Source organism: Pseudomonas sp. RV120224-01b, from assembly GCF_003208145.1.
Lineage (GTDB): Bacteria > Pseudomonadota > Gammaproteobacteria > Pseudomonadales > Pseudomonadaceae > Aquipseudomonas > Aquipseudomonas monteilii.
Genome location: NZ_QKMQ01000022.1, coordinates 69363 through 94986 on the forward strand (window position 1 = coordinate 69363; position 25624 = coordinate 94986).

The 25624-nt window shown below is 64.0% G+C and carries 23 protein-coding genes; 16 read left to right on the forward strand and 7 right to left on the reverse strand.

All coding sequences use genetic code 11. The features are described from left to right. The first annotated feature begins 8 nt into the window (after positions 1 to 8). Positions 9 to 1487: an FAD-dependent oxidoreductase gene (locus tag N436_RS25850; RefSeq protein WP_110742288.1), complete on the forward strand. Its 1479-nt coding sequence runs from the start codon at positions 9 to 11 to the stop codon at positions 1485 to 1487. Between the two features lie 42 nt (positions 1488 to 1529). Here the strand turns inward: N436_RS25850 and N436_RS25855 are convergent, their stop codons facing one another. From N436_RS25855 to N436_RS25865, 3 genes are all read right to left on the reverse strand, one after another. Then, positions 1530 to 2312, reverse strand: a complete 783-nt coding sequence (locus tag N436_RS25855) for an NAD(P)-binding domain-containing protein (protein ID WP_105948428.1) — start codon at positions 2310 to 2312, stop codon at positions 1530 to 1532. A gap of 12 nt (positions 2313 to 2324) precedes the next feature. Then, positions 2325 to 3644, reverse strand: a complete 1320-nt coding sequence (locus N436_RS25860) for an FAD-binding oxidoreductase (RefSeq protein WP_110742289.1) — start codon at positions 3642 to 3644, stop codon at positions 2325 to 2327. Between the two features lie 107 nt (positions 3645 to 3751). Beyond that, the gene (locus N436_RS25865; protein WP_110742290.1) at positions 3752 to 4780 is read right to left on the reverse strand and encodes a GlxA family transcriptional regulator; all 1029 of its coding nucleotides are present in this window, start codon (positions 4778 to 4780) and stop codon (positions 3752 to 3754) included. A 225-nt stretch (positions 4781 to 5005) separates the two neighbouring features. Between N436_RS25865 and N436_RS25870 the strand changes: the two genes are divergently transcribed. The 6 genes from N436_RS25870 (at position 5006) to N436_RS25895 (ending at position 9795) form a co-directional block, all read left to right on the forward strand. Then, positions 5006 to 5809 carry an amino acid ABC transporter ATP-binding protein gene (locus N436_RS25870; RefSeq protein ID WP_110742291.1) on the forward strand — a complete coding sequence of 268 codons (804 nt, stop codon included), beginning with the start codon at positions 5006 to 5008 and terminating at the stop codon, positions 5807 to 5809. An 8-nt stretch (positions 5810 to 5817) separates the two neighbouring features. Further along, on the forward strand, positions 5818 to 6450 hold the full coding sequence (locus tag N436_RS25875; protein WP_256590031.1) for an amino acid ABC transporter permease: 633 nt from the start codon (positions 5818 to 5820) through the stop codon (positions 6448 to 6450). Then, complete coding sequence (locus N436_RS25880; RefSeq protein WP_110742293.1) at positions 6447 to 7103, forward strand: amino acid ABC transporter permease; 657 nt, start codon at positions 6447 to 6449, stop codon at positions 7101 to 7103. The genes N436_RS25875 and N436_RS25880 overlap by 4 nt, the downstream gene beginning before the upstream one ends. 25 nt (positions 7104 to 7128) lie before the next feature. Continuing rightward, on the forward strand, positions 7129 to 7953 hold the full coding sequence (locus tag N436_RS25885; protein WP_110742294.1) for an ABC transporter substrate-binding protein: 825 nt from the start codon (positions 7129 to 7131) through the stop codon (positions 7951 to 7953). A 37-nt stretch (positions 7954 to 7990) separates the two neighbouring features. Next, positions 7991 to 8992, forward strand: coding sequence for a 4-hydroxyproline epimerase (locus tag N436_RS25890; RefSeq protein WP_110742295.1), 1002 nt, complete (start codon positions 7991 to 7993; stop codon positions 8990 to 8992). Between the two features lie 176 nt (positions 8993 to 9168). Beyond that, positions 9169 to 9795, forward strand: a complete 627-nt coding sequence (locus N436_RS25895; protein WP_110742296.1) for a glutathione S-transferase family protein — start codon at positions 9169 to 9171, stop codon at positions 9793 to 9795. Positions 9796 to 9817: 22 nt separating this feature from the next. On the opposite strand, the gene sfnR is transcribed toward N436_RS25895, so the two are convergent. The 4 genes from sfnR to N436_RS25915 all read right to left on the reverse strand — a co-directional run bounded on the left by sfnR (position 9818) and on the right by N436_RS25915 (position 13529). Further along, positions 9818 to 10918, reverse strand: coding sequence for a sigma54-dependent transcriptional activator SfnR (sfnR, locus tag N436_RS25900; protein ID WP_060499256.1), 1101 nt, complete (start codon positions 10916 to 10918; stop codon positions 9818 to 9820). 9 nt (positions 10919 to 10927) lie between these two features. After that, entirely contained in the window at positions 10928 to 12115 is a 1188-nt protein-coding gene (locus N436_RS25905) for an acyl-CoA dehydrogenase family protein (protein WP_025752645.1), read from the reverse strand. A 9-nt stretch (positions 12116 to 12124) separates the two neighbouring features. Further along, positions 12125 to 12685, reverse strand: a complete 561-nt coding sequence (gene msuE, locus N436_RS25910) for an FMN reductase (RefSeq protein ID WP_016711107.1) — start codon at positions 12683 to 12685, stop codon at positions 12125 to 12127. Between the two features lie 253 nt (positions 12686 to 12938). After that, positions 12939 to 13529, reverse strand: a complete 591-nt coding sequence (locus tag N436_RS25915) for a TetR/AcrR family transcriptional regulator (RefSeq protein WP_110742297.1) — start codon at positions 13527 to 13529, stop codon at positions 12939 to 12941. A gap of 84 nt (positions 13530 to 13613) precedes the next feature. On the opposite strand from N436_RS25915, the gene N436_RS25920 reads away from it, so the two are divergent. The 9 genes from N436_RS25920 (at position 13614) to N436_RS25960 (ending at position 25604) form a co-directional block, all read left to right on the forward strand. Then, positions 13614 to 14363 (forward strand): SDR family NAD(P)-dependent oxidoreductase, encoded by a 750-nt coding sequence (locus N436_RS25920; RefSeq protein WP_110742298.1) that lies wholly within the window; start codon positions 13614 to 13616, stop codon positions 14361 to 14363. After that, a complete protein-coding gene (locus tag N436_RS25925) occupies positions 14356 to 15111 on the forward strand; it encodes an SDR family oxidoreductase (protein ID WP_110742299.1) in 756 nt (251 codons plus the stop codon). The genes N436_RS25920 and N436_RS25925 overlap by 8 nt, the downstream gene beginning before the upstream one ends. Positions 15112 to 15349: 238 nt before the next feature. Further along, on the forward strand, positions 15350 to 17425 hold the full coding sequence (locus N436_RS25930; RefSeq protein WP_110742300.1) for a hydantoinase/oxoprolinase family protein: 2076 nt from the start codon (positions 15350 to 15352) through the stop codon (positions 17423 to 17425). Positions 17426 to 17449: 24 nt separating this feature from the next. After that, complete coding sequence (locus N436_RS25935; protein WP_105948436.1) at positions 17450 to 19114, forward strand: hydantoinase B/oxoprolinase family protein; 1665 nt, start codon at positions 17450 to 17452, stop codon at positions 19112 to 19114. 3 nt (positions 19115 to 19117) lie between these two features. Beyond that, a complete protein-coding gene (locus tag N436_RS25940) occupies positions 19118 to 20320 on the forward strand; it encodes a pyridoxal phosphate-dependent aminotransferase (RefSeq protein ID WP_110742301.1) in 1203 nt (400 codons plus the stop codon). 25 nt (positions 20321 to 20345) lie between these two features. Further along, positions 20346 to 21158, forward strand: coding sequence for an NAD(P)-dependent oxidoreductase (locus N436_RS25945; RefSeq protein WP_105948438.1), 813 nt, complete (start codon positions 20346 to 20348; stop codon positions 21156 to 21158). Between the two features lie 27 nt (positions 21159 to 21185). Continuing rightward, positions 21186 to 22382, forward strand: a complete 1197-nt coding sequence (locus tag N436_RS25950) for an FAD-binding oxidoreductase (protein WP_110742302.1) — start codon at positions 21186 to 21188, stop codon at positions 22380 to 22382. Positions 22383 to 22407: 25 nt separating this feature from the next. After that, positions 22408 to 24093 carry a thiamine pyrophosphate-binding protein gene (locus tag N436_RS25955; RefSeq protein WP_110742303.1) on the forward strand — a complete coding sequence of 562 codons (1686 nt, stop codon included), beginning with the start codon at positions 22408 to 22410 and terminating at the stop codon, positions 24091 to 24093. 62 nt (positions 24094 to 24155) lie between these two features. Next, on the forward strand, positions 24156 to 25604 hold the full coding sequence (locus tag N436_RS25960) for an NAD-dependent succinate-semialdehyde dehydrogenase (RefSeq protein WP_177410899.1): 1449 nt from the start codon (positions 24156 to 24158) through the stop codon (positions 25602 to 25604). Positions 25605 to 25624 lie beyond the last annotated feature (20 nt).

The following is a 25624-nucleotide window of genomic DNA, read 5'->3' on the forward strand; positions in this document are numbered from 1 at the left end:
TCAGAACCATGACCCGCCCCTCACTCGACTCCCTTGATGGCGACCATTACGACGTGGTGGTCATCGGCGCCGGTGCGGTCGGCTGTGCCGCTGCCCGGCAACTGGCCGCCCGTAACTTCCGCACCTTGCTGGTGGACCGTGGCGATATCGGCGCCGGTACCTCCTCACGCTCCAGCCGCATGCTCTATTCGGGGCTGGGTTACCTGGCAGCACGCTACCCGCTGTGGCAGATCCCGTTCCGGCCATTGGACATGTGGCAGCGGCTGCGCTACACCCGCCAGGTGATGCGCTGCCGTGCCGAGCTGGTCAAGGACATGCCAGGCCACCTGACCCGGCACCGCTTCCATTACCCGTTCCGCCGGGGTGACCGTTACCCGGAATGGCTGGTGGACATGGGGTTTCGCCTGGTCGAGGCGCTGGGTGGCTGGAAGGTGCCGCTGGCCTACCGGCGCCAGTCGCAGCAGCAGGCGGCGGGGGACAGCGCCATGGCAGCCGGGCTGGGTGGGCCACTGCGCGGGGTGGGCGTGTTCGAGGAGTACATGTATGCCTGGCCCGAGCGCATTTGCGTCGACACAGCGTTGGACGCGCAATGGCGTGGCGCTACGGTGCGCACCTACACCCGCGTCAGCCAGTTGCAACGCCAGGATGCCCAGTGGCGATTGACCCTGGACGAGCAGGCCCCTGAGACCCAGGGCCAGGCCAGGGTGACCGCCAACGTGGTGATCAACGCCGCAGGCCCCTGGGTGGACCGCGTGCCGGGTGCGGCCGACGCTGGCCCAAGGGTGTTGGGGATCAAGGGTGTGAACGTGATGGTGCGCCTGCCCGAGGCGTATCGCGGGCAGGGCCTGGAGGCGTTCTCCAGCAAGGGTGAGCCTTACTACGTGTTCCCTTGGCGCGAGTTCCACTTCATTGGGCCAACTGAGTCGGAATTCCATGACGACCCGGACACCATACGGGTAGAGGACAGCGAAATCGACTACATCCTCAGCGAAGCCAACCACCTGTTCCCCGACCTGCAACTGACCCGCGACGATGTGCAGCACTGCTGGTGTGGTGTGCGCCCGACCTCGACGCTGGATGGGCGCAGCACACACTTGCCGGTACGCCTGAGCGAAGCGGCGGGCAAGCCGGGCCTGCTGACGCTGACCGGTTCCACCATCATGCTGCACCGCCACGCTGCACGGGTGATTGCCCGTGGCGTGGAGGCGCGGCTGGGCAAGCGTGGCAAGGCGCCTGAAGGCATGCTGGAACGCGGTCGGGTCGACAGTGACGACATCGCGGCAGTGGTGCGGCGCGAGCATGTGGTGCGGCTGGTGGATGTGGTGCGCAGGCGCCTGCCCTGTGGGTTGGACCCGGACCTGGGGCGGGCGCGGGTAGAGCAGCTGTCGCAGCAGGTGGCGGCGGTGCTGGGCTGGTCGGAGGCACGGCGGCAGGCGGAGCTGAAGCATTTCGAGGAGGACACGGCGCGGGTGTATCGGCAGCTGTAGCGGCAGGCGGGGCCGACGATGCACTCGTCGGCCCTGTGGCGCTTATCGCCCGGTCAGCCCGGCGCGCGTCAACAACCCGTCCAGTACCACTTCGCACGCTGCACCCCAGGTGGCACTGACCGGCTGATGCATCAGTACCGCCAGCCCGTCTGCGGTAAAGGTGCCCGGCGTGGCAATGGCCTGGCCCAGGGCCTTGAGCGTGTATTCCGGCTGCTGCCCGGCGCTGGCCACGCAGTCTTGCAGGTTGCCTAGCACCAGCGCACGTGCCTCGGTTGCGGGCAGGCCTTTGTCCATCAGCCACTGCTGCAAGTCGTGCAGCAGGAAGTAGAACCAGCCATTCATGCAGGCTGCAACGGTGGCCAGTTCGAATTCAGGCTCGCCGTGCAGGACCACCAGTTTGCCCAGCGGCCCCAGGTACTGCGTGGTGAGCGCATCGGGCGGGCAGACGACTACCGTCGACTGGTTGTACTGCGCCGCATACGACAGCATCGCACGTACACAAAGGGCGCCGGGGAAGGCGCTGGCCAGTTGCGCAAGGCCGATCCCGGCAGCCAGCGAAACCAGGCGCTGGCCGGGGCGCAGTTGTACCTCATCGGCCAGTTCGGCAAGCGAATGCGGGCGTACGCCAAGTATCAGCAGTTCTGCCTGGTCGACTACCGCCTGGTTGCTGGCCAGCACCTGGCAACCATGGTCGCGGGCAAGCACGGCGGCCCGTTGAGCATTGCGCGGTGAAAGCAGGATGGGGCCGTCAAAACCGCTGCGGCGCAGGCCGATGACCACTTTTTCGGTGAGTTCGCCCACCCCGAGAATGCCCAGGCTATGCATGGTGCCTCCTTTTCAGCTTTCCAGGCCGGCGCGGCGCTGGCCCCAGTGCAGGTTCAGGTTGACGCCCGCGCTCAACAGCGGTTCAGGCGGGTTGCGGTTGGGGCCTGCGCTGCCGAGCAGAAAGTCGATCAGCTCGTCGCGCTCACCGCTCAGCCAGTCAGCCAGCAAGGTGCCCGTCGCCGTGCCACGGGTGATGCCCAGGCCGTTGCAACACAACGCCGCGTGTACGTTGGGCGCCAGGGTGCCGAAGTGCGACAGGTGGTTGCGCGACAGGCACATCGAACCGCCCCAGGTGTATTCGAACGGTATGCCCGACAACATTGGGAAGCGCCGTTCGAACGACTCACGATGCTGGCGCCCGGCGCGGGCGATGTGGCGGGGGTTGGCACGGCCGTCGGCATTGAAGCTGAAGCTGTTGCGCACCAGCAGGCGCTGGTCCGGGGTGCGCCGCAGGGTGCTGCCGAACGGGTCGGCCGGGATGATGCCCCAACTGGCCTTGCCGCCCAGGCGGGCCTGTTCGTCTTCGGTCAGCGGGCGGGTCATGCTGGCGTAGGTGAAAATCGGCAGCAGGCGGCCGGGCAGGAAGCCGAAGTATGAGGCGAAGGCGTTGTTGGTGAGCAACAGCTGGTCGGCGACGATTTCACCGTTGGCGTGCTTGAGGGTGATGCGCCGGCCCTGCTCGATGTGGGTGATGGTGGTGCGCTCGTGCAGGGTCACGTTGGCCGGCAGGCTTTCGGCCAGACCCTTGGCCAGGGCGGCCGGTTGCAGCAACTGGGTACCCGGGGTGTACAGCGCCTTGCGGTAGAAGGCGGTACCGAAGTGCTCGGGCAGGTCGCGGGTGTCGATCATCTGGTAGGGCTGGCCGAGTTTTTCCAGGCCGCTGCGGTAGGCTTCGAGCACGGCCAGGCCTTTGTCTTCGACGGCGGCCTGGTACTTGCCGTCCGGGCGGATCTGGCAGTCGATGCCGTGCTGGGTGATCAGCCCGCGAAGGATCGCTTGCGCACGCAGGTTGAGCTTGAGGTTCATGCGTGCGGTGGGCAGGTCGCCGATGTAGTCGGCGGCACCGATGTCGTGGGGCAGGTCGATGGCAAAGCCGGAGTTGCGCCCGGAGGCACCGAAACCGACTTCCTGGGCTTCGACCAGGATCACCTCGTCGTCCGGGTGGTGCAGGGCCAGTTGCCGTGCGGCGGCAAGGCCGGTAAAGCCCGCGCCAAGCACCACCCAGCGCGCCTCGCTCCACCCCCGGTGCGCGACGCGTGGCTGGCGCGGGGGGCTGAGGTGGAACCAGCCGCAACCGTTGTCGTCTGCGGGGGTAGAGGTGTTTCTGTACATGGTTTTTATCCGTGTTGTTTTCTCCACTATGGCATTGGCGGTTGTGCGGGGACTATGACGGGAGGGACGGGGAATGGGATGTTCTGGCTGGGGCCGGCACAGCCTAGTCACAACAAGCCAATCTGGACATGCACCTCACGCAACCGCGCCGGTGTCACATCGAATTCGCGCTTGAACCAGTGAATCATGTGCGAGCTGTCGGTAAAGCCGCACTCGTAGGCAATCTGTGTCAGCGAGCGGCTGCTGTTCAGCACCATCCAGTGGGCGGCTTTCAGTCGCATGCGCCGCCAGTGGCTGGCCGGAGTGGCCCGCAGGTGTTTCTTGAATAGCCGGGTCAGCTCACGTTCACTGGTGCCCACCTCTTCGGCCAACGCGGCAATGGTGCCGGTCTCGATCAGCCGCTGGCGCATCAGCCCGACTGCGTTGACCACGCGTGCGTCCAGGCAGCGCAGGCTGCTTTCCGGGTCTTCGCGCAGGGCCTGCATTTCATCGAAACCCCGTTCGGACAGCACGTAGTGCAGGGTTTTGTCCGCCCGTGACTTGCCACAGTGCTCCGCCACCAGGTGCATGGCCAGGTTGATCGAGGCCAGACCGCCGGGGCAGGTGATGAATTGCCCGTCGCTGACCACCGGCACGTCGGCCACCGGAATTACCTTGGGGTGAACCTGGCGCATGGCGGCAGCCATCGAGAACTGCACCGCGCAACGGCGGCCATCGAGCAGGCCGAGTTCGGCGAGCACGAAGGTGCCGGTGCACAGGCCGATGACCGGGACGTTGGCTGCAACCGCACGGCGAACAAAGGCATAGAGCGCCTCGGGGTAGGGCAGCTTGCTCTGCAGCAGGCCGCTGTGCACGACGATGTAGTCGTAGTCGCTGGGGTCGCCGTAGTGCCGGGTGGGCAGGACCGGAAAGCCACAGCTGGACACAATCGGCGCGTCATCGTGAGACAGCAGCTCCCAGGCGCAGTAGATCTGCCGGCTGAAGTCGCGCTCGTCAGCGGCCAGGCGCAGGCAGTCGACGAAGCAGGCCAGGGAAATAAGGGTGAAGTCGGGCGTGGCGACGATGCCGAAGCGGACCGGGGTGACCGCGTCTGGTGGTGGTTTGAGGGGTTCGAGGAAGGAATAGTCGGCGCGCATGGTCGGGTTTGGTCCTGGCAATCGGGAGAAATCACCCTGTTTACGACATTTGTATTTTCGTACCGCAGATTGACCTGATCCTACAATCGCGAAACGTCGCTTGCCACTAGATTGAACCCATTGAAAACAACCGAACGGAGCAACTTAACACCGCTTAATTCAATAAAAACAATGCGTTGAGATCACTAACACCTGCCTCCAAAAACACAAAGGGTGTACAGCACGATGCAAACCGTATTGAAGAGCGTCACCAGCGGCATTTACCCCGAACCCTTGCGCCAGCACGTACTGGTCGATGTACAGGGCCTGGGCAAGGACTATGGCGACACCACTGTCCTCAACGACATCAACCTGAGCGTCAAGAAAGGCGAAGTCATCGCCATCATCGGCCCCAGCGGCTCGGGCAAAAGTACCTTGCTGCGCTGCGTGAACCTGCTCGACCCACCCACCCGCGGCATCCTGCGTGTCGGCGACACCACCATCGATGCCAGTCAGTCGGTTTCCAAGCGCCAGATACTGGATCTGCGCCAGCCGGTCGGCATGGTGTTTCAGTCATTCAACCTGTTCCCGCACTTGTCGGTACTGCGCAATGTCAGCATCGCCCAGGAGCGGGTGCTCAAGCGCGACCGCAAGCAGGCTGACGAAGTGTCGCGGCAGTTGCTCGACCGAGTTGGCCTGCTGAACAAGGCCGACCAGTACCCTTCGCGCTGCTCGGGGGGCCAGCAGCAACGCATCGCCATTGCCCGTGCGCTGGCCCTGGAGCCAAGCCTGATGCTGTTCGATGAGCCGACCTCGGCGCTGGACCCTGAGCTGGGCCTGGAAGTGCTCAACGTGATGCAGGAGCTGGCCACCCAAGGCATGACCATGATCGTGGTAACCCATGAAATGCACTTTGCCGAAAGCGTGTCGGACCGGGTGCTGATCATGGCCGACGGCCGGGTGATCGAAGAGGGCAAGAGTGCCGAAGTGATGCGCAAGCCACAGAGCGAGCGGGCGCAGCGCTTCCTCAGCGCGGTGATGAACCGATGAGCGGCGAAATGCTTTACACCATCCTGGGTGGCATCCAGTGGACCGTGCTGCTCACCCTTACCGCGCTGCTCGTTGGCGTATTGCTGGGGGCCGTGCTGTGTGCCATGCGGGTCTCGGGTATTCGCCTGCTGGACGGGCTGGCTGCGACGTTGATTCTGCTGTTGCGGGCAGTGCCGCCGATTGTCTGGCTGTTCCTGATCTTCTTCGGTATTGGCACCGGCCTCATGCAGGTCACCCCGTTTCAGGCGGCGGCTATCGGCCTGGGGCTGATCACTGCGGCCAACATGGCTGAAATCTTCCGCGGCGCACTGGCAGCGGTGCACAAGGGGCAGTGGGAGGCTGCCCAGGCCTTGAGCATGCCGGCGCGTTGGCGGCTTTGGGATGTGATCGCGCCGCAGTTGCTGCGGGTGTCGCTGCCTTCGATTGCCAGTTATGCCATCGGGCTGCTGAAGGACACGGCCATCGCCTCGACCATCGGCGTACCGGAGATCGCCTTCCAGGCCACCCACGTGTCGCAGGTGACGTTCCAGGGCCTGGCCACCTTTGCCTTCGCTGGCTGCCTGTACATCGCTTTGAGCATCCCGGTGGCCTGGGCCAGCCGCTGGGCCGACCAACGCATGCGCCTGAGGGTAGCCCGATGAACGAGACCTTGGCTTTCTGGCAACAGACGCTGCCTTCGCTGCTGGACGGGTTCAGGCTGTCGCTGCAGGTAACCGGTGCATCACTGCTATTGGGCATTCCCTTAGGGCTGTTGCTGGCGCTGGGCTTGCGTTCACGCCATCTGGTTCTGCGGGCGCCACTGCTGGCGGTGATCGAAATAGGGCGGGGCGCGTCGGTGCTGGTGCTGTTGCAGTTCGTGTACTTCGGCCTGCCCGGCACCGGCCTTACCCTCAGTGCGTTTGCCTCGGTGACCCTGGCGTTTACCTGGTGCACGGCAGCCTATACCAGCGAAATTCTGCGGGCTGGAATGGAAGCGGTGCCGCAAGGGCAGCGTGAGGCAGCACAGGCCTTGCGCTTCAGTGGCCTGGATACCTTGCGCCTGATCATCTTGCCGCAGGGCCTGCCCATCTCGATCCCGGCCTTGCTCGGCTTCGCCATCCTCATGTTGCAGGCTTCGTCGCTGGCGTTTGTAGTGGCCCTGCCTGAACTGATGAGCAAGGCCCAGCTGATCGGTTCCAACACGTTTCAGTACATGCCCATTTTCATCCTTGTCGCGTTGCTGTTCGCGGTCATCTGCATACCGGCCACGGTGGTGGTCGGCTACCTGGAGCGGCGCCTCGGCCGCCACCTCTGACAACACAATACGGAGTGACATCACCATGCGTACTTTCAAACTCGCACTGCTCGCTGCTGCCTGCGTGTTGGCAGGCCAGGCCATGGCGGCCGAAAGCTGCACCCCCAGTGAACAGTTCAAGACCATCAAGCCCGGCAGCCTGACCGTGGCCGTGTACAACTACCCGCCGTTCACCACGGTGGCTGGTCCCAACGATATTGGCGGCGTCGACACCGAGGTGGTGCGCGAGATTGCCAAGCGCAACTGCCTGACCCTGGTGCCAGTGATCGTCGACCCGTCGGCCGTGATCCAGAACGTGCTCAGCCAGAAGGTCGACCTGGGGATCGGTGACTGGTTCCGCACTGCCGAGCGGGCCAAGGTGCTGGGCATGACCTGGCCGCTGTATGTCGACCAGATGGCGTTCTATTCCCGCGAGGGCTACAGCGAAGTCAGCCAGCTGAACGGCAAGCGGGTGGGCGCGGTGTCGGGCTTCCTATATGCCGGGCAGATCCAGGCCAGCCTGGATAACCCGGTAGTGCTTTACCCCAACCCGGTGGGCCTGGCCCAGGACCTTGCTGCCGGGCGTCTGGATGTGGCTGTGGACAGCTACGGCACTGGCAAGTACGCCCAGGGCAAAGGTGCCTATCAGGGCATCCAGATCGAGATCGCCAAGCCAGACAGCCGCGTGCCGGTGTCGGTGGAGCCAGCGCAGATTGCCTTGCTGTACCACATGAACAAGACCGACCTGGGCGCTGCACTGGACAAGGAAATCAAGCAGCTGCATGCCGAAGGCCGTATCGCGCAGATCCTTGAGGCCAATGGCCTGGCCGCCAGCGGTGCCGACACCGGCGAACCGCGGCTGATCAAGTAACCCATTCCCGCACAACACCAAGAAGGACGAATGACCCATGGCTCGCAACGTATTCTTCTGCATTGATTCCCATGCTTGTGCCAACCCGGTTCGAGTCGTCGCGGGGGGTGGCCCACTGCTGCCCAATGTGCCGATGGCCGAGAAGCGCATGTTGTTTCTGGAAAAACACGACTGGGTGCGGCATGCCCTGATGTTCGAACCGCGTGGGCATGACGCCATGTCCGGCTCCATCCTCTACCCCTCGACCCGTGAAGACTGCGACGTGGGCGTACTGTTCATCGAAGTCAGCGGCTGCCTGCCGATGTGCGGTGCGGGCACCGTGGGCACGGTGACCGTGGCCATCGAGGAAGGGCTGGTGGTGCCGCGCGAAGAAGGGCGGCTGGCGCTGGAAACACCCGCAGGCCGCGTGGATATCGAATACAAGCGCAACGGTGCCTTTGTCGAGGAAGTGCGGCTGTTCAACGTCAACAGCTACCTGCATGCGCGCGACATCGTGCTGGAAGTGCCGCAGATCGGCACGCTGACCGTCGACCTGTCCTATGGCGGCAACTACTACATCATCGTCGAGCCTCAGGATAACTACGCAGGCCTCGATGGCCTGAAGGCCGACGACCTGGTGCGCATGAGCCACCTGGTGCGTGAGGCCGCGCAGAAGGTGCTGCACCCGGTGCACCCGGAGGATGAGCGCATTCGTGGGGTGAAGCATGTGATGTGGTGCGACAAGCCCAAGGCCCCGGGGGCGTCGGCGCGCAATGCGGTGTTCTATGGCGACAAGGCCATAGACCGCTCGCCGTGCGGCACCGGGTCGTCGGCACGGGTGGCGCAACTGGTGGCGCGTGGGCGGTTGCAGGTAGGGGAGACGTTTGTGCACGAAAGCATTACCGGCACGACGTTTAACTGCCGGGCCGAGGAATTGACGCGTGTGGGGGACTACCCGGCGGTAAGGCCGAGCGTGGCGGGGTGGGCGCGGGTGATCGGGTACAACACCATTATCGTCGATGACCGTGACCCGTTGGCGCATGGGTTCCAGATTGCCTGAGGGCATGGATTGACCGCGTCGGGCCGGGCGTGATTTGCTCGGTTTGATGGCCCAATCGCCGGCAAGCCAGCTCCCACAGGTACGGCGCTCGCCTTCAGGCTTGCGCAATACCTGTGGGAGCTGGCTTGCCGGCGATTGGGCTGCATGATCATTCAAAGGAAATTGAAGGTCCCGCCATGTCCGACTACACACTCCATTGCTTCGCCGAATCCGGCAACGCCTACAAAGCCGCGCTCATGCTTGAACTCACTGGCCAAGCCTGGCAGCCGGTGTTCGTCGACTTTTTCCATGGCCAGACCCGTGAGCAAACGTGGCGTGACGAGGTGAACGAGCAGGGCGAGGTGCCGGTGCTGGAGCACGCGGGCAAAACCTTCACCCAGTCTGCGTTGATCCTGGACTACCTTGCCGAACAGACCGGCCAGTTCGGCCCGCGTGATGAAGACGAAAAACGCGAGATCTGGCGCTGGATGCTGTTCGACAACCACAAGTTCACCAGCTACTACGCCGCGCTGCGCTTTCTGTTTTGCCTGAAGAAAACTGGGGAAACGGACGTGACGCGGTTCCTGCGTGAGCGTGCCACGGCGGCTTACCGTATTGTCGATGCGCACCTGGCGAAGACGCCGTTCATGGTTGGCGGCCGGCTGACCATCGCCGATCTGTCGTTGGCGGGGTATGTGTTCATGCCTGAAGATACCGGGATCCCGCTGGCAGAGTTCACCCATATCGAGGCTTGGAAGGCGCGGATCCAGGCGCTGCCGGGGTGGAAGCATCCGTATGAGCTGATGCCGCGTACGGCATCCTGACGCCTTCGCGGCACGACAAGGATCAGATGGACAACCGCACCACCCGGTTGTCCAGCACTTGCTGTTCTTGCCCCCGGCGCTTGTTCACCACCAACTCGCCAATCGCGATCAGCCGCGTGCGGGTGATGTTGCGCGACAACCCCAGCAACTGCGCGGTGTGCACCTGGTTGTAATGGCAGAACCGGTAGGCCGAGCGCAGCAGGGCATTTTCCACCTTTTCGTACAGATCGCCCGGTTGCTCCTCGTACAGCCGGCTGAACGCCCGCTGCAACAAGTCGTCCACACCATTGCCCGCTGGCTCTTCCTCTTGCCGTTCGATGCGCAGGTTTGACAGGCGCAGGTCCTGTGCCTGCACCGTGCCGTCGCCGCAAGTGAGCAAGCTATGGTGAATCACGTTTTCCAGTTCGCGGATATTGCCCGGCCAACTGTACTCCACCAGTTTGGCCTGGGCCTTGGCGCTCAGCTCTACCGGTCCGTACCCCAGCCGGTCGCTGTAGCTGCGGATGAAGTGCCGGGCCAGCGGCAGGATGTCACCCGGGCGGTCGCGCAGCGGGTGCAACTGCAAGGTCACCACGTTCAGGCGGTAGTACAGGTCTTCACGAAAATGCCCGGCGTTGATGGCCTTTTCCAGCTGCACGTTGGTCGCCGCCAGTACCCGCACGTTGATCGGAATGCTCTTGCGCGAGCCCAGCCGCACCACCTCGCGCTCTTGCAGCACGCGCAGCAGCTTGACCTGGATCGGCAGGGGCAGGTCGCCGATTTCGTCGAGGAACAGCGTGCCGCCATTGGCTTCCTCGAACCAGCCAGCCTTGGCCGCCAGCGCGCCGGTGAAGGCGCCTTTTTCATGGCCGAACAGTTCGGCCTCCACCAGCGACTCGGAGAACGCCCCGCAGTTGACTGCGACGAACGGGCCGTTGCGCCGGCCGCTGAGGTTGTGGATGTGGCGTGCGACCAGCTCCTTGCCCGTACCGGTTTCGCCGATGATCAGGACGCTGGCCTCGCTGGGGGCGACCTGTTGCAAGTGGGCGAGCAGCGCCTGCGACCTGGGGTCTTCGAAGACCTGTGCGGTCGCCCTGATCGAGGTAGCCAGTGTCGGTGACGGGGGGAGGGTCAGCAGTTGCATGGGCAATCCTCAGGAATAGAAGGATGGGGCAGGGCGCTTGTCGTTGAGGGCCCACTCGCCGAGTTCGTGGATGCGGTAGTCCACCGGATCGTGCAGGGTTTGTGTGCGAAGGTTGCGCCAATGGCGGTCGAAGCGTAGCGAGGCATGGGTGGCGCGCGCGCCGGTGACTTCGAACAGGCGGTTGCAGATGTCCAGGCCGTGGCGGCTGGCGGCGACCTTGGCGGTGCCGATGGCCAGGGCCAGGTCGCCGCGCTCTTCTGCCGTGAGGGCATGTTCCTTGGCCCAGGCGGCATCCAGCTGGCGTGCGGCCCGTTCGATCAGCAGACGCACGCTTTCAAGGCCAACCCAGAACTCGCCGTAATGGCGCAGCACGTAAGGGTCTTCGGCACTGCTGGCGGCGCTGGAGCGGAACCATGGCCGGCTTTCCTTGAGGGTGTACTGGCGGGCTTCTTCGAAGGCGCCTTCGGCAATGCCGAGGAACAGGTTGGCGAAGTGCAGCTGGGCAATCAGCGGGCGCAGGGCGGCGAACGGAGTGCTCAGCGGGCCTGGGTCGAGTAGCAGTTCGTTGTGCTCTACCCGTACCCGCTCGAACGTGGCGCTGCCGCTGTCGGTCTGGCGTTGGCCGATGTTGTTCCAGTCGCTGTGCAGGCTGATGCCGGTGCGGCCACTGGGGATGGCAGCAATCAGCAGCTTGCCGCCGGCACGTTCGTCCACCGCCGAGGCGATGAGCATTTCCGAGTCGCTGGCGCCGGAGCAGAAGCTTTTCTTGCCCGAGAACTCGCACCAGCCATCGAAGTGCTTGACCACCGTGCGGGTGTCCAGCGGGTTCAGGGCATTGCCCCAGAACCACTGTTTTCGGGCGGTTTGTTCGAACCAGGGCTGCCATTGGTCGGGGCGTGAGAACAGGCGCACGGTGGCCAGCATCAGGTGGTGAAAGCCGAACACATGGGCAATGGAGCTGTCGACCCGGGCGAACTCGCGCACCACCGCGAACGTGTCGTGCCAGTTGGCGCCCTGGCCACCGAAGGCCTGCGGGATCACCAGCGACAGCAGGCCGCTGTCTCGCAGGGCATCGCGCTCGGCTTTCGGCGTGCCGCCGCGCTCGTCGCGTTCGACGGCGGTCTGGGCAAACTGCCCGGCCAGTTCGCGGGCAATCGCCAAGGCCGGGCGCAGCGGGGTATTCACAGGTGCATTCATGGCCGCTCCTCAGGCGCTTTTACGCAGTGCGTGGTGGGCGCCGAACAGCGGCACGGCACGCTCTGCAGCCAGGCGGATACGGGCGGCGAGGGCATCGCTGGATACGCGGTAGTCGGCCAGTTCTGCCTGGCTGGCGAACACGCCGATGGGCAGGGTCAGGGCTTGCAGGAAGCTGAACAGCGGGCGCAGCTGGTGGTCGAGCACCAGCGCATGGCGTTCGCTGCCGCCAGTGGCGGCGAGCAGAACCGGGGTGTCGACCAGGGCGTCCTGGCCGATCAGGTCGAACAGGTGCTTGAAGTGGCCGGTAAAGCTGCCGCGGTACACGGGGGTGGTCACCACCAGCAGGTCAGCCTTTTCCACCAGGCGCAGTTGCTGCTCGACGGTGTCGGGCAGTTCGCTGCGCCACAGGGCGCTGCCCAGTGGGCGGGCGATGTCGCCCAGTTCGATCAGGTGCGGCTTGATGTGCAGGTGCTCGGCCAGTTCGGCGAGGATCGCCTCGGTCAGGGCCAGGGTGCGTGAAGGGCGGGAAGTGCCGCCGGACAGGGCTACGACGTTCAGTGGGGTGCTCATGGGCAGGTCTCCGGTTCGGGTTGAGCGGGGGACTTTGCTTGAGCAATCGTCGTGCCGGGTTCTAATGTTCTTCTAAATCAACAGGTTATCGCGTTAGCGGGTTTGCGCCGCTGTTGCCGGGCGGGCGTTTTGTGTTGATTGGGTGTTGCGCTGCGAACAGTTGGCCAGGTGTTGGCGGCTGTGCAGTGGGGAGAGTTATAGAGGATTATCTTTCATTAAAAAAAGAATAAGAATTTATATTGTTATGCATTTCTTATCGATAGGCCGCGGTCTTGCCGGTACCGACAATGCCCTGTACGAACGTTACCAGTTGATCCCTCGCGGTGATCACGCTTCCCCATTGCGCCTGCCCGCACAGCAAACCCAGCACGGCATGGGCAATCGACCGCGCTCGGAGTGCCGGCAGCCCGCATTCTGCGGCGACAATGTCACTGAGCAGCCCGCTGTATTGCATTTTCAACTGTTCGATCTGCAACAGTTGCTCTGTGTTCAGGTTCATGGCTTCCCGCGTCAGCAACACCAGTTTGTCGGGGTTGGCCTGGCTATACGTCACGAAGGCCTGCACGAAGCACGGCAAGCGTTCACTGGTGGTACGGGCACCTTTGAGGCATTGTCGGGTTTCGTACAGCAGGTCGGTCAGGCTCGACTCGATCAGTTCGAACAGCAGCCCCTGTTTGCTCTCGATGTGGTGGTACAGCGAGCCGGCGCGCAGGCCCAGGTGGCTGGCCAGGTCACGCAGGCCGATGGCCTGGTAGCCATGGCTGGCAAACAGGGCGCTGGCCGCATCCAGCAAGCGGTCCCGAGCGTGCGGAGTGGGTGCGGGCGAGAGGCTGGAAGCGGGCATGGAAGCACCTGTCGGCGAATTGATGTTTGACCAAATGTAAGACAACAGGCATCTTACGTAAAGACTCAATCGCGGAGGTGTTTTGTGGAAAATCAAACGGTGGTGATTGTAGGTGGTGCCTCGGGTCTGGGCCTGGAAACAGCCCGGCTGATGGTAAAACGTGGTGCCGGTAAAATCGGCCTGATCGACCGCAACGAGCAATTGCTGGTACAAGCTGCGGAAGAACTGCGCGGGCAGGGTGTAGAAGTGGCAATCGCAGTAGGCGACATTGCCCGCAAGGACACCGCCCATGCGGCCTTCGCCCAGATCGTCGAAGGCTTGGGGCGGGTGCATTGCCTGGTCAACAGTGCGGCCATCTACCCGCGCAAGGACATCTTCGAGATCACTGACGACGAGTGGGACCTGGAGAACGCCGTCAACATCAAGGGCACCTACCACATGATGGTCGCCGCGGTGCGCCACATGCAGCAGTACGTGGCGGCCCCGGCGGTGACCGGGCGTATTGTCAACGTGACGTCGGTGGACGCCTTCAAGGCCCACCCGCAAAACGCCCACTATGCCGCCACCAAGGCAGCGGTGGTAAGCCTGACCAAGTCGTTTGCCCAGGCCTGTGCCAAGGACCAGATCCTGGTCAACTCGGTAGCCCCGGCCGGTTTTGCCACCGAGCGCGCCAAACAGCTGGGCTTCCTCGGCGAGCTGGCGGCAGCCAACCCGCTGGGCCGTGCTGCGGAACCGGCAGAAATCGCCGAGTGGATCGTGATGATGGGCAGCAGCCGCAACAGCTACGCCACCGGTGAAAACGTGATTGTCAGCGGGGGTTACATCTATGCCTGAAGTCGCATTCCCCGAGGGCTACCAGCGCGCGCTGGTGACCGGGGCTACCAGCGGTATCGGCAAGGCCATCGTACTGGCGCTGCGTGATGCCGGCCTGCAAGTGATTGCCGTGGGGCGTAGCCCTGAGGCGTTGGCCGAGCTGGCTGGCGAGCCGGGTGTGACCACCTTGCAGGCGGATGTGCGTGATTACCGTTCGCTGGCTGCCGCGCTGGAAGGGCGGGCGGTGGATGTGCTGGTCAACAACGCGGGCATTCTGTCCACCCGGGCGGCATTCCAGGACATCGACGAAGCCGAAATCGACAACATGCTCGACATCAACCTCAAGGCGCCGTTGCACCTGGCGCGCCAGGTGCTGCCAGGCATGGTCGAACGGGGCAGGGGGCACCTGTTCTTCATTGGCTCCAGTGCTGGCCGAGCGCCGCACCCGGGCGCAGCGGTGTACGGCGCGTCCAAGGCCGGGGTTAGCCTGTTCTGCGATGCCTTGCGTTGTGACCTGTTGGGCAGTGGCGTGCGGGTGACCGAGATAGCCCCGGGCCGGGTGCAGACCCAGCTGTACAAGACTGCCATGGGCATGCAGGCGGCGGGCAGTGAGCTGTATGACGGTTATGAGTCGATCCAGCCGGTAGATATCGCCCAGCTGTTGCTGGCGGCGCTGAAGATGCCGCGGCAGGTAGATGTGTCGCGGTTGGAAGTGTTCCCCACAGCGCAGGCGGTGGGTGGCGGGCGGATGGTCAAGACGGCGGGTTGATCTGGCAGTTGTGTTGCCTGTGCCGGCCTTTTCGCGGGCACGCCCGCTCCCACAGGATCACTGCAGGTCCACAGGGCACTACGGTATCTGTGGGAGCGGGCGTGCCCGCGAAGAGGCCAGTGCAGGCAATGCAGATTTGAGCAAATAGGTGCTTGACCACCTGTAAGACAACATATAACTTACATGAAGACCGCCTCAGCCGGTCGAGACAACTAAAAGCATTGCAGGGGATATGACGATGACTGCGACATCATGCCGGGTCGGCGTGGACATAGGCGGCACCTTCACCGATATCGCGCTGGACGTGAACGGCGTGCTGCATTCGACCAAGATCCTGACCGACTACGAGCTGCCTGAACGGGCCATCCTCACCGGCGTGCGCCAGGTGGTGGAGCAGGCGGGCCTGGCCTTGTCGGACATCGACCAGTTGATCCACGGCACCACCCTGGCCACCAACGCGCTGATCGAGCGCCGTGGCGCGCGCACCGCCTTCATCACCACCGAAGGCTTCCGGGACACCCTGGAAATGCGCACCGAAAACCGTTTCGAGCAATACGACATCAACATCGCCCTGCCGCCGCCACTGATCGATCGTGAACACCGCTACACCCTGCGTGAGCGCCTGAATGTCAAAGGTCAGGTGCTGATCGCCCCTGCGCAGGCCGAGATCGATGCCCTGGTCGAGCGCATCGCCGAAGGCAACTACGAAAGCGTGGCCATCGGCTTCATTCACAGCTACGTCAACGGTGCCCACGAACGCCAGTTGCGCGATGCCCTGCAGGCGCGACTGCCGCAGTTGTCGATCTCGATTTCGAACGAAGTCTCGCCGCAGATGCGTGAGTTCGAGCGTTTCAATACTGTATGCGCCAACGCCTACGTCAAGCCGCTGATCAAGTCCTATCTGGACCGTCTGGTGGTGACCCTCAAACAAGAAGGTGCTGATTGCCCGGTGTTCATGATCCACTCCGGTGGCGGCATCATCTCGGTGCAAAGCGCCGCTGAGTTCCCGGTCCGTCTGGTGGAGTCCGGCCCGGCCGGTGGCGCCATCTTTGCGGCCGACATCGCCCGCCGCTACCAGCTGGAGAACGTGCTGTCGTTCGACATGGGGGGCACCACGGCGAAAATCTGCCTGATCGAAGACCAGGTACCGAAAACCGCGAAAACCTTCGAGGTTGCCCGTACCTACCGCTTCAAGAAGGGCAGCGGCATGCCGATTTCCATCCCGGTGGTGGAAATGGTCGAAATCGGTGCTGGCGGCGGCTCCATCGCCAGCATCGACAGCATGCGCCAGATCCGCGTGGGCCCGCACAGTGCGGCCTCCGAGCCTGGCCCGGCCTGTTACGGCCGTGGTGGTCTGGAGCCGACCATCACCGACGCCAACCTGCTGCTCGGCCGCCTGGATGCAGACAACTTCGCCGGCGGCGCGCTGCGTTTGTCCACCGACAACGCGGCCAACGCCATGGCCCGGGTCATCGGCCAGCCGTTGGGCATGCAGGCCGACACCGCAGCGTTTGGCGTGTGCGAAGTGGTTGACGAGAACATGGCCAACGCCGGCCGTGTGCATGCGGTGGAAAGCGGCAAGGACATTGCCGACTACACCATGATCACCTTCGGCGGTGGCGGCCCGCTGCACGCTGCACGGCTGTGCGAGAAAATGGGTGTGGCACGCTTCATCGTTCCGGCGGGTGCCGGTGTGGGTTCGGCGATCGGCTTCCTGCGTGCGCCATTCGGCTACGAGGCCGTACGCAGTGCGTTCGTCCGCTTGTCCGAGTTCGAGGCCGCGCAGGTCAATGACCTGATCGACGAGATGAAAGCCGAATCGCTGGGCTTCCTGCGCCAGGGCATGCCGATCGGTGAGCCGGAAATGGACTGCACCGCGTTCATGCGTTATGTGGGCCAGGGCTGGGAAATCCCGGTTGCCTTGCCATTCAAAGCCTTCAGCGCTGCCGACACGGTAGAGTTCAAGGCCCGTTTCGAAGAAGCCTACACCCGCTTCTTTGGCCGCCCCATCGAAGGGCCGGACATCGAGATCGTCAGCTGGTCGGTCAAGGCCAGTTCGCCCCTGCCACCTGTCACGCAGGTTGAAGAAGTCGGCGCCGCCTACCGCGCCCATGAGATTTCCCGCCGCCAGGTGTTCGACGTGGCCGCCGGTGGTTTTGTCGAAGCCGGCATCCACCCACGCGAAGAGCTGCAAGTCGGTGCCCGTGTCGACGGCCCGGCGATCATCGTCGAGCGCGAAACCTCGACCTTCGTCACCTCCAACTTCACCGCCACGGTCCAGCCAGACGGCTGCCTGCTGGTCGTGCGCCGCTAACGCCTGAATTCGGAAGCCAGAACCATGAGCGATACGTTGATCGACATTCAAATGCAGGTGATGTGGAACCGCCTGGTCTCGGTGGTCGAAGAGCAGGCCCTGACCCTGATCCGCACTGCCTTCTCCACCAGTGTGCGCGAAGCCGGCGACCTGTCCGCCGGGGTGTTCGACCGTGCCGGCAACATGCTGGCCCAGGCCGTCACCGGCACCCCTGGCCATGTGAACACCATGGCCGAGGCGGTGGTGCACTTCATCAATGACATCGGCGAGGACAACATTTTCGAAGGCGATGTCTACGTGACCAACGATCCGTGGAAGGGCACTGGCCACCTGCACGACATCACCATCGTTTCGCCGTCCTTCTACAAGGGCAAGCTGATCGGCTATTTCGCCAGTACTGCCCACGTGGTCGATATCGGTGGCCGGGGCTTCGGCCCCGATGCCCGCGAAGTGTATGAAGAAGGCCTGTTCATCCCGATCATGAAGTTGTTCGAGCGCGGCAAGGTCAACCGCGACCTGATCAACATCCTGCGCAACAACGTGCGTGAGAACGACCGGGTAGTGGGCGACTTCTATGCGCTGTCGGCGTGCAACGAAACCGGCCACAAGCGCCTGCTGGACATGCTCGAAGAGTTCAAGCTGGACGACCTGGAGCACATCGGCGGGTTCATTCTCGAACACAGCCGTCGCGCTACCCTGGAATGCTTCAAGTCGCTGCCCCACGGCACCTACAGCAACAGCATGACCCTCGACGGCTACGATGTGCCGGTAACCCTGGCGGTGACCATCACGGTTGGCCCCGACGGTATCAAGAGCGACTTTACCGGCACCTCGGGCATGAGCCAGTTCGGCATTAACGTGCCGTTGGGCTACGCCAAGGCTTATGCCTGCTATGGCCTCAAGTGCATCGTCGCACCAGAAATCCCGAACAACACCGCTTCGCTGGCGCCGTTCGAAGTCACCGCGCCCGAAGGCTGCATCCTCAATGCCAAGCACCCGGCGCCGGTATCGGTGCGCCATGTGCTGGGCCATTTTGTGCCCGACCTGGTGCTCGGCGCGCTGCACAAGTGCCTGCCAGGCAAGGTGCCGGCCGAGGGTGCCAGCGCCCTGTGGAACCTGCACCTGAGCGTGCGCCCGCTGGAGAGCAACCCCAACGGCCGCAACGCCGAGATGCTGATGTTCAACAGCGGCGGCATGGGTGCCCGCTCGGCGATGGATGGCCTGAGCGCCACGGCGTTCCCTAGCGGCGTGCACACCATGCCGGTGGAAGCCACCGAGCATGCCGGCCCGGTAGTGGTCTGGCGCAAGGAGCTGCGCGAAGGCTCTGGCGGTGCCGGCCAGTTGCGCGGTGGCCTGGGCCAGGAAATCGAAGTCTCGGCGGCCGAAGGCTACAGCTTCCGCTTCAGTGCCATGTTCGACCGTATCCAGTACCCGGCACGCGGCCTGGAGGGCGGCAAGGAGGGCGCCCAAGGTTTCGTTGGCCTGGATGACGGCAGCTTGCTGCGCGGCAAAGGCCAGCAATTTGTACCCGCTGAGCGCCGCCTGGTGCTGCGCCTCCCCGGTGGCGGTGGTTATGGCGACCCGCGCCAGCGCGACCGCAAGCAGGTTGAGCGCGATGTGCGTGCGGGTTACATCAGCGCCGAACAGGCACGTAACGACTACGGCTTTGACGCCGCTCAGGAGCGCTAGACGATGGACGTGCAAAGCAGCCGCGTGCGCGCGGTAAAAAGCTCGCCAAGCATGGCCGTGTCGGTACTGGCCAAGCAGATGCTGGCCAAGGGCGAACCGGTCATCAACCTGGCACTCGGCGAGCCGGATTACAACGTACCGGCCCACGTGATCGAGGCGGCCTACCAGGCCATGCTGGCGGGCAACAACCACTACACCGGGCCCAATGGCCTGGAGGTGTTGCGCCAGGCCATCGTCGACAAGTTTGCCCGGGAAAACGACCTGGTCTACGGCCTGGACGAAATCTGCGTAGGCAACGGTGCCAAGCAGCTGTTGTTCAACGCCTTTCTGGCCACGCTCGAACCGGGCGACGAGGTCATCACCCCGGCGCCGTACTGGGTGTCGTACACCGACATGGCCATGCTCAACGGTGGTGTGCCCAAGGTCATCCCTTGCGGCGCCGAGCAGGGGTTCAAGCTCAAGCCCGAGCAGCTGGACGCGGCCATTACCCCGCGCACGCGCTGGGTGATGCTCAACTCGCCGAACAACCCGAGCGGGGCGATCTTCACCCGTGAAGAGTTCGCGGCGTTGGGCCAGGTGCTGGAGCGCCACCCGAACGTGCTGATCATCTCCGACGAAATCTACGAGCACATCGTGCTGGGCGATCAGCCGTTCGTGTCGTTCGTCACCGCTTGCCCGCAACTGCGCGAGCGCACCTTGCTGATCAACGGCGTGTCCAAGGCCTATGCCATGACTGGCTACCGCCTGGGTTACGCCGCCGGGCCGAAAGACCTGGTCGTGGCCATGAACAAGACCCAGTCACAAACCACCACCTGCCCGTCGAGCATTTCGCAGCTGGCCGCCGTGGCGGCGTTGAACGGGCCGCAGGACTTCGTGCGGGAGGCCAACCGTGAATACCAGGCGCGTGGCGCGCTGGTGGTGCAAGGGTTGGCGCAGATCCCGGGCTTGCAGCTGCAGATGCCGCAGGGCGCGTTCTATGCGTTCCCCGAGGTCAGTGCCTTCATCGGCAAGCGCACCCCGGATGGCCAGGTCATTGGCAACGATGCCGACCTGTCGGCCTACCTGTTGCGGGTCGGCAAAGTCGCGACCGTGCCGGGTTCGGCGTTTGGCCTGGAGCCCTACATTCGTCTGTCGTTCGCCACGTCGCGGCAGGAACTGGAACAAGCCCTGGGGCAGTTGCGCGACGCGTTCGCGGCGCTGTCCTGAGCCCATCAAGCAATCGAGGTAACACATGAGCAAGCCTTTCAAACGCCTGCTGATCACCGGCGCCGCCGGGCGCCTGGGCAGCGTGTTGCGCAAGCACCTGGCCGCCTTCGCCGACGAGTTGCGCCTGACCGACATCGCCGACATGGGCCAGGCTGCGCCCCATGAGCAGTTGGTGCGCTGCGACCTGGCCAACTTCAACGATGTGCTGCCGCTGACCGAAGGCGTCGATGCCATCGTGCATGCTGGTGGTGTACCGGTGGAGGACACCTTCGAGAAGATCCTCAACGGCAACATCGTCGGCACCTACAACATTTACGAAGCGGCGCGGCGCAACGGTGTGACGCGTGTGGTGTACACCAGCTCCAACCACGCCATCGGCTTCTATGACCGCACCGAGACCATCGATGCCACCGCCGCGCATCGCCCCGACAGCCTGTATGGCGTCAGCAAGTGCTTTGCCGAAGACCTGGGCCGCTACTACTGGGACAAATTCGCCATCGAGTCGGTCAACCTGCGCATCGGGTCGTCGTTCCCCGAGCCGCTGGACCGGCGCATGCTCGCCACCTGGCTGTCGTTCGACGACTTCGCCCAACTCACCGAGCGCTCGCTGTTGGCGCCACGGGTGGGGCACATGATCGTCTATGGCATGTCGGCCAACCGCGAAAGCCTGTGGGACAACCGCCTGGCCTCATCGATCGGCTATGTGCCCAAGGACAGCGCCGACGACTACCGCGACAAGGTCCTGGCCGAGCACCCGCCACTGCACCCGAATGAACCGGCTGCACGCTACCACGGCGGCAACTTCGCCGGCGCCGGCCATTTCGAAGACCCGAAATAACGCCCACATCAGAAGAGAGCTAATTCCATGGCTTCCACCGCTAAACAACAGAATTACGATGTGGTGATCGTCGGCGGCGCAGTGAACGGCAGCGCCACCGCCTACTTCCTGGCCAACAACCCGGACTTCAAGGGCTCGGTGCTGGTCATCGAGCGCGACTGGACCTACAACAAGTCGGCCACCGCGTTGTCCAGCAGCTCGATCCGTCAGCAGTTTTCCAACCCGATCAACATTGAAATCTCCAGGTTCGGCGCCGAATTCGTACGCAACTTCCCCGACGTGATGGAAGTGGATGGCGACCGCCCGGACTTGGCCTTCCACGAGAATGGCTACCTGTTCCTTGGCGACGACAAGGGCTATGAAGTGCTGCGCCGCCTGCACGATACCCAGGTGTCCCACGGCGCGGATGTGCACCTGCTCGACCCCGAGCATCTCCAGCGCAAGTTTCCCTGGGTGAACATCGACAGCCTCGCTGGCGCCAGTTATGGCCAGAGTGGAGAAGGCTGGTTCGACAGCCTTGGCATGCTCAACGGCTTCCGCCGCAAGGCGCGCTCGATGGGGATTGAGTACATCGAGAACGAGGTGGCGGGTATCCAGCGTGAAGGTGACCGCATTACCGGCGTTCAGCTGGCCAGCGGCGAGCGCATCGGCTGCGGCCTGTTGGTGAACTGTGCCGGTACTCGGGGCACCAAGGTCGCGCGCATGGCGGGCCTGGATATTCCGGTCGAGCCACGGCGCCGCTCGCTGTTCGTGTTCGACTGCCGCACCCCGCTGGAAGGCACCGTGCCACTGACCATCGACCCGACCGGGGTGTTCTTCCGCCCCGAAGGCAAGTTCTACCTGGGCGGCACCTACCCCAAAAACGACCCGGAAGTGGACTTTGAAGACTTCGACGTGCTGCACGAGGAGTTTGACGAAGAGGTGTGGCCGATTCTTGCCGAGCGGGTGCCCGCGTTCGAGGGCATCAAAGTGGTCAACTACTGGGCCGGGCACTACGACTTCTGCGTGCTCGACCACAACGCCATCGTTGGCCCGCATAACGAAGTGAGCAACTTCCTGTTCTGCAACGGCTTCAGTGGCCATGGCCTGCAACAGGCGCCGGCCATTGGCCGCGGGCTGTCCGAGCTGATCACCTATGGCGGCTACCGCTCACTCGACCTGGGCGCGCTGAGCTACCAGCGGGTGATCGACAACAAGCCGTTCCTGGAAGATTCGGTCATCTGACCGTAGCGCCTGAGGGAGAACAACAATGAGCAACTCCGAAGTGAAGCGCAGTGGTGGCCAGGTACTGGTCGATGCTCTGCGGGTGAATGGTGTCGAGCGTGCGTTCTGTGTACCGGGTGAAAGCTACCTGGCGGTGCTCGATGCACTGCATGACGTGCAAGATGAAATCGACCTCATCGTCTGCCGCCAGGAGGGTGGTGCCGCTTACATGGCCGAGGCCTACGGCAAGCTGACCGGCAAGCCGGGCATCTGCTTCGTCACCCGTGGCCCGGGCGCCACCAACGCCTCGGTGGGCGTGCACACCGCCTTCCAGGACTCCACGCCGATGCTGCTGTTCATCGGCCAGGTGGCCCGCGACCAGATCGAGCGCGAAGCCTTCCAGGAAGTGGATTACCGGCGTATGTTCGGGCAGATGGCCAAGTGGGTGGTGCAGATCGACGATGCCGCACGCATTCCCGAGCTGGTCAACCAGGCCTTCCAGCGCGCCATCAGCGGCCGCCCCGGGCCGGTGGTGATCGCCTTGCCGGAAGACATGCTGACGGACTTGGTACAAGTGGCCGATGCCCGCCCGGCCCAGCGTGTCGAAGCCGCCCCGGCGCCGCAGGCGCTGGGCGAACTGCAGGCGCTGCTGGCCAAGGCCGAGCGGCCACTGGTGATTGCCGGTGGCGGTGGCTGGAACGACCAGGCGGTGGCCGACCTGAAGCGCTTCGTGCAGGCGCAGCATTTGCCGCTGGCGGCCTCATTCCGCTGCCAGGACCTGTTCGACAACACCGACCCGCACTATGCCGGCGACCTTGGCCTGGCTGCCGGCCCGGTATTGGTCGATGCAGTGAAGCAATCTGACCTGTTGATCGTGGTAGGCGCACGTCTGGGCGAAATGACCACGGGCGGTTACGCGCTGGTCGACATCCCGACACCGAAACAGGCGCTGGTGCATGTGCATGCCAGCGCCGAAGAAATTGGCCGCGTCTACCAGCCGACCCTGGGCATCAATGCCGGCCCGGCCAGCTTCCTGAACCAGGCCGCCACCTTGCCCGCCGTGCGCCCGGCGGCGTTCACCGACTGGGTCGCCAGCCTGAACAGCGGCTACCGAGGCAACTTCGAAACCCCGCGTTCGCCGGGTGATGTGCAGATGAGCGAAGTGATCGCCTGGCTGAACAAGACCTTGCCGGCCGATAGCATCCTTACCTGCGGTGCCGGTAACTACACCGGCTGGGTACACCGTGGCTACCAGCACCGTGTATTCCGTACGCTGCTCGGGCCTACCAACGGCTCCATGGGGTACGGCGTGCCGGCAGCAGTAGCAGCCAAGTTGACCTACCCGCAGCGCACGGTAGTGGCGTTTGCCGGCGACGGTTGCTTCCTGATGAATGGCCAGGAGCTGGCCACGGCGGCGCACTACGACGCCCGGGTGATCACGGTGGTGGTCAACAACGGCATGTACGGCACCATCCGCATGCACCAGGAGCGTACTTACCCGGGCCGGGTGTCTGGCACCGAACTGCATAACCCGGACTTTGCCGCCCTGGCGCGCGCCTATGGGCTGCACGGTGAAACGGTCACTCGCACTGAGGACTTCGCCGCCGCCTTCGAGCGTTGCCAGGCGTCCGGCAAGCCGGCGCTGATCGAAGTGCAGGTCGACCCTGAAGCCCTGACCCCGCGCATGACCCTCAGCCAGATCCGCGACAAGGCCCTGCAGGCCAAACGCTGATTCACCTCAGGTGGGGCGCGGTCCGGCCCCACCTTTTTCATCCTTCGAACGAGCCAATCGACATGAACCTTGCCGATCGTGATCTGCTGCGTGAAGTTTGCTTTATCGATGGACAATGGCTGGCCGCCGACAGCGGCCAGCGCATTGCCGTGACCAACCCGGCCACAGGCGAAGTGCTCGGCCATGTGCCGCGCATGGGGGCAGATGAGACCCGCCGCGCCATCGCCGCCGCCGAGCGCGCCTTGCCGGCGTGGCGGGCACTGACCGCCAAGGAGCGCGCAGCCCGGCTGCACGCCTGGTTCCGCGAAATCCTTGCCCACCAGGAAGACCTGGCGCGCATCATGACCGCTGAACAAGGCAAGCCGTTGGCCGAATCCCGTGGCGAAATTGCCTTTGCCGCGGCCTATGTGGAGTTCTATGCCGAGGAAGGCAAGCGCATCTATGGTGATGTGATCCCTTCACCGAACGGTGACCGGCGCTTGATCGTGACCAAAGAGCCGATCGGCGTCTGCGCGGCCATCACGCCGTGGAACTTCCCGGCAGCGATGATCACGCGCAAGGCGGCGCCGGCCCTGGCGGCGGGCTGCACGCTGGTGCTCAAGCCCGCTTCGCAAACGCCATTCAGTGCGCTGGCGCTGTGCGTGCTGGCCGAGCGTGCCGGCATTCCGGCGGGTGTCCTCAGCGTGGTCACCGGTGACTCGGCAGCCATCGGCGGCGAGCTGACGGCCAGTCCGACGGTGCGCAAGCTGTCATTCACCGGCTCGACGCCCATCGGCATCCAGTTGTTGCAGCAGTCGGCGGCGACGGTGAAGAAGGTGACCATGGAGCTGGGTGGCAACGCCCCGTTCATCGTGTTCGACGATGCCGACCTGGAAAAGGCGGTGGAAGGTGCGCTGATCGCCAAGTTCCGTAACAGCGGGCAGACCTGCGTGTGCGCCAACCGTTTCTACATCCAGGACGGCATCTACGAGCGTTTCGTGGCGCGGTTTGCCGAACGGGTGGGGGAATTGGTAGTCGGGCAGGGTGATGCGCCTGGCACACAGGTCGGGCCGATGATCGATGGGCGTGCGGCCAGTGGTGTTGAGCGGCTGGTGGGCGAGGCTGTGGAGGCCGGAGCGAGGGTGGTGGCGGGTGGGCGCCGGCATGCCTTGGGCGAGGCCTTCTTCGAGCCGACCTTGCTGGCGGATGTCACACCGGACATGCGTGTAGCGCGTGAGGAAATCTTCGGGCCGGTAGCGCCGATCTTCCGCTTCAGCAGTGAGGAGGAGGTGATTGCCCAGGCCAATGACACCGAGTTCGGGCTGGCCTGCTACCTGTATGCCCGGGACGTCGGGCGTATCTGGCGCGTGTCCGAAGCGCTGGAGTACGGCATGGTCGGGGTTAACGTCGGTGTGGTGGCGACCGAGGTCGCGCCGTTTGGTGGGGTGAAGGCGTCGGGCTTGGGCCGGGAAGGCTCGCGTTACGGGATCGAGGACTACCTGGAGCTCAAGTATGTGTGCCTTGGGCTTTGAATCGTGCCTGAGAGGCTGAA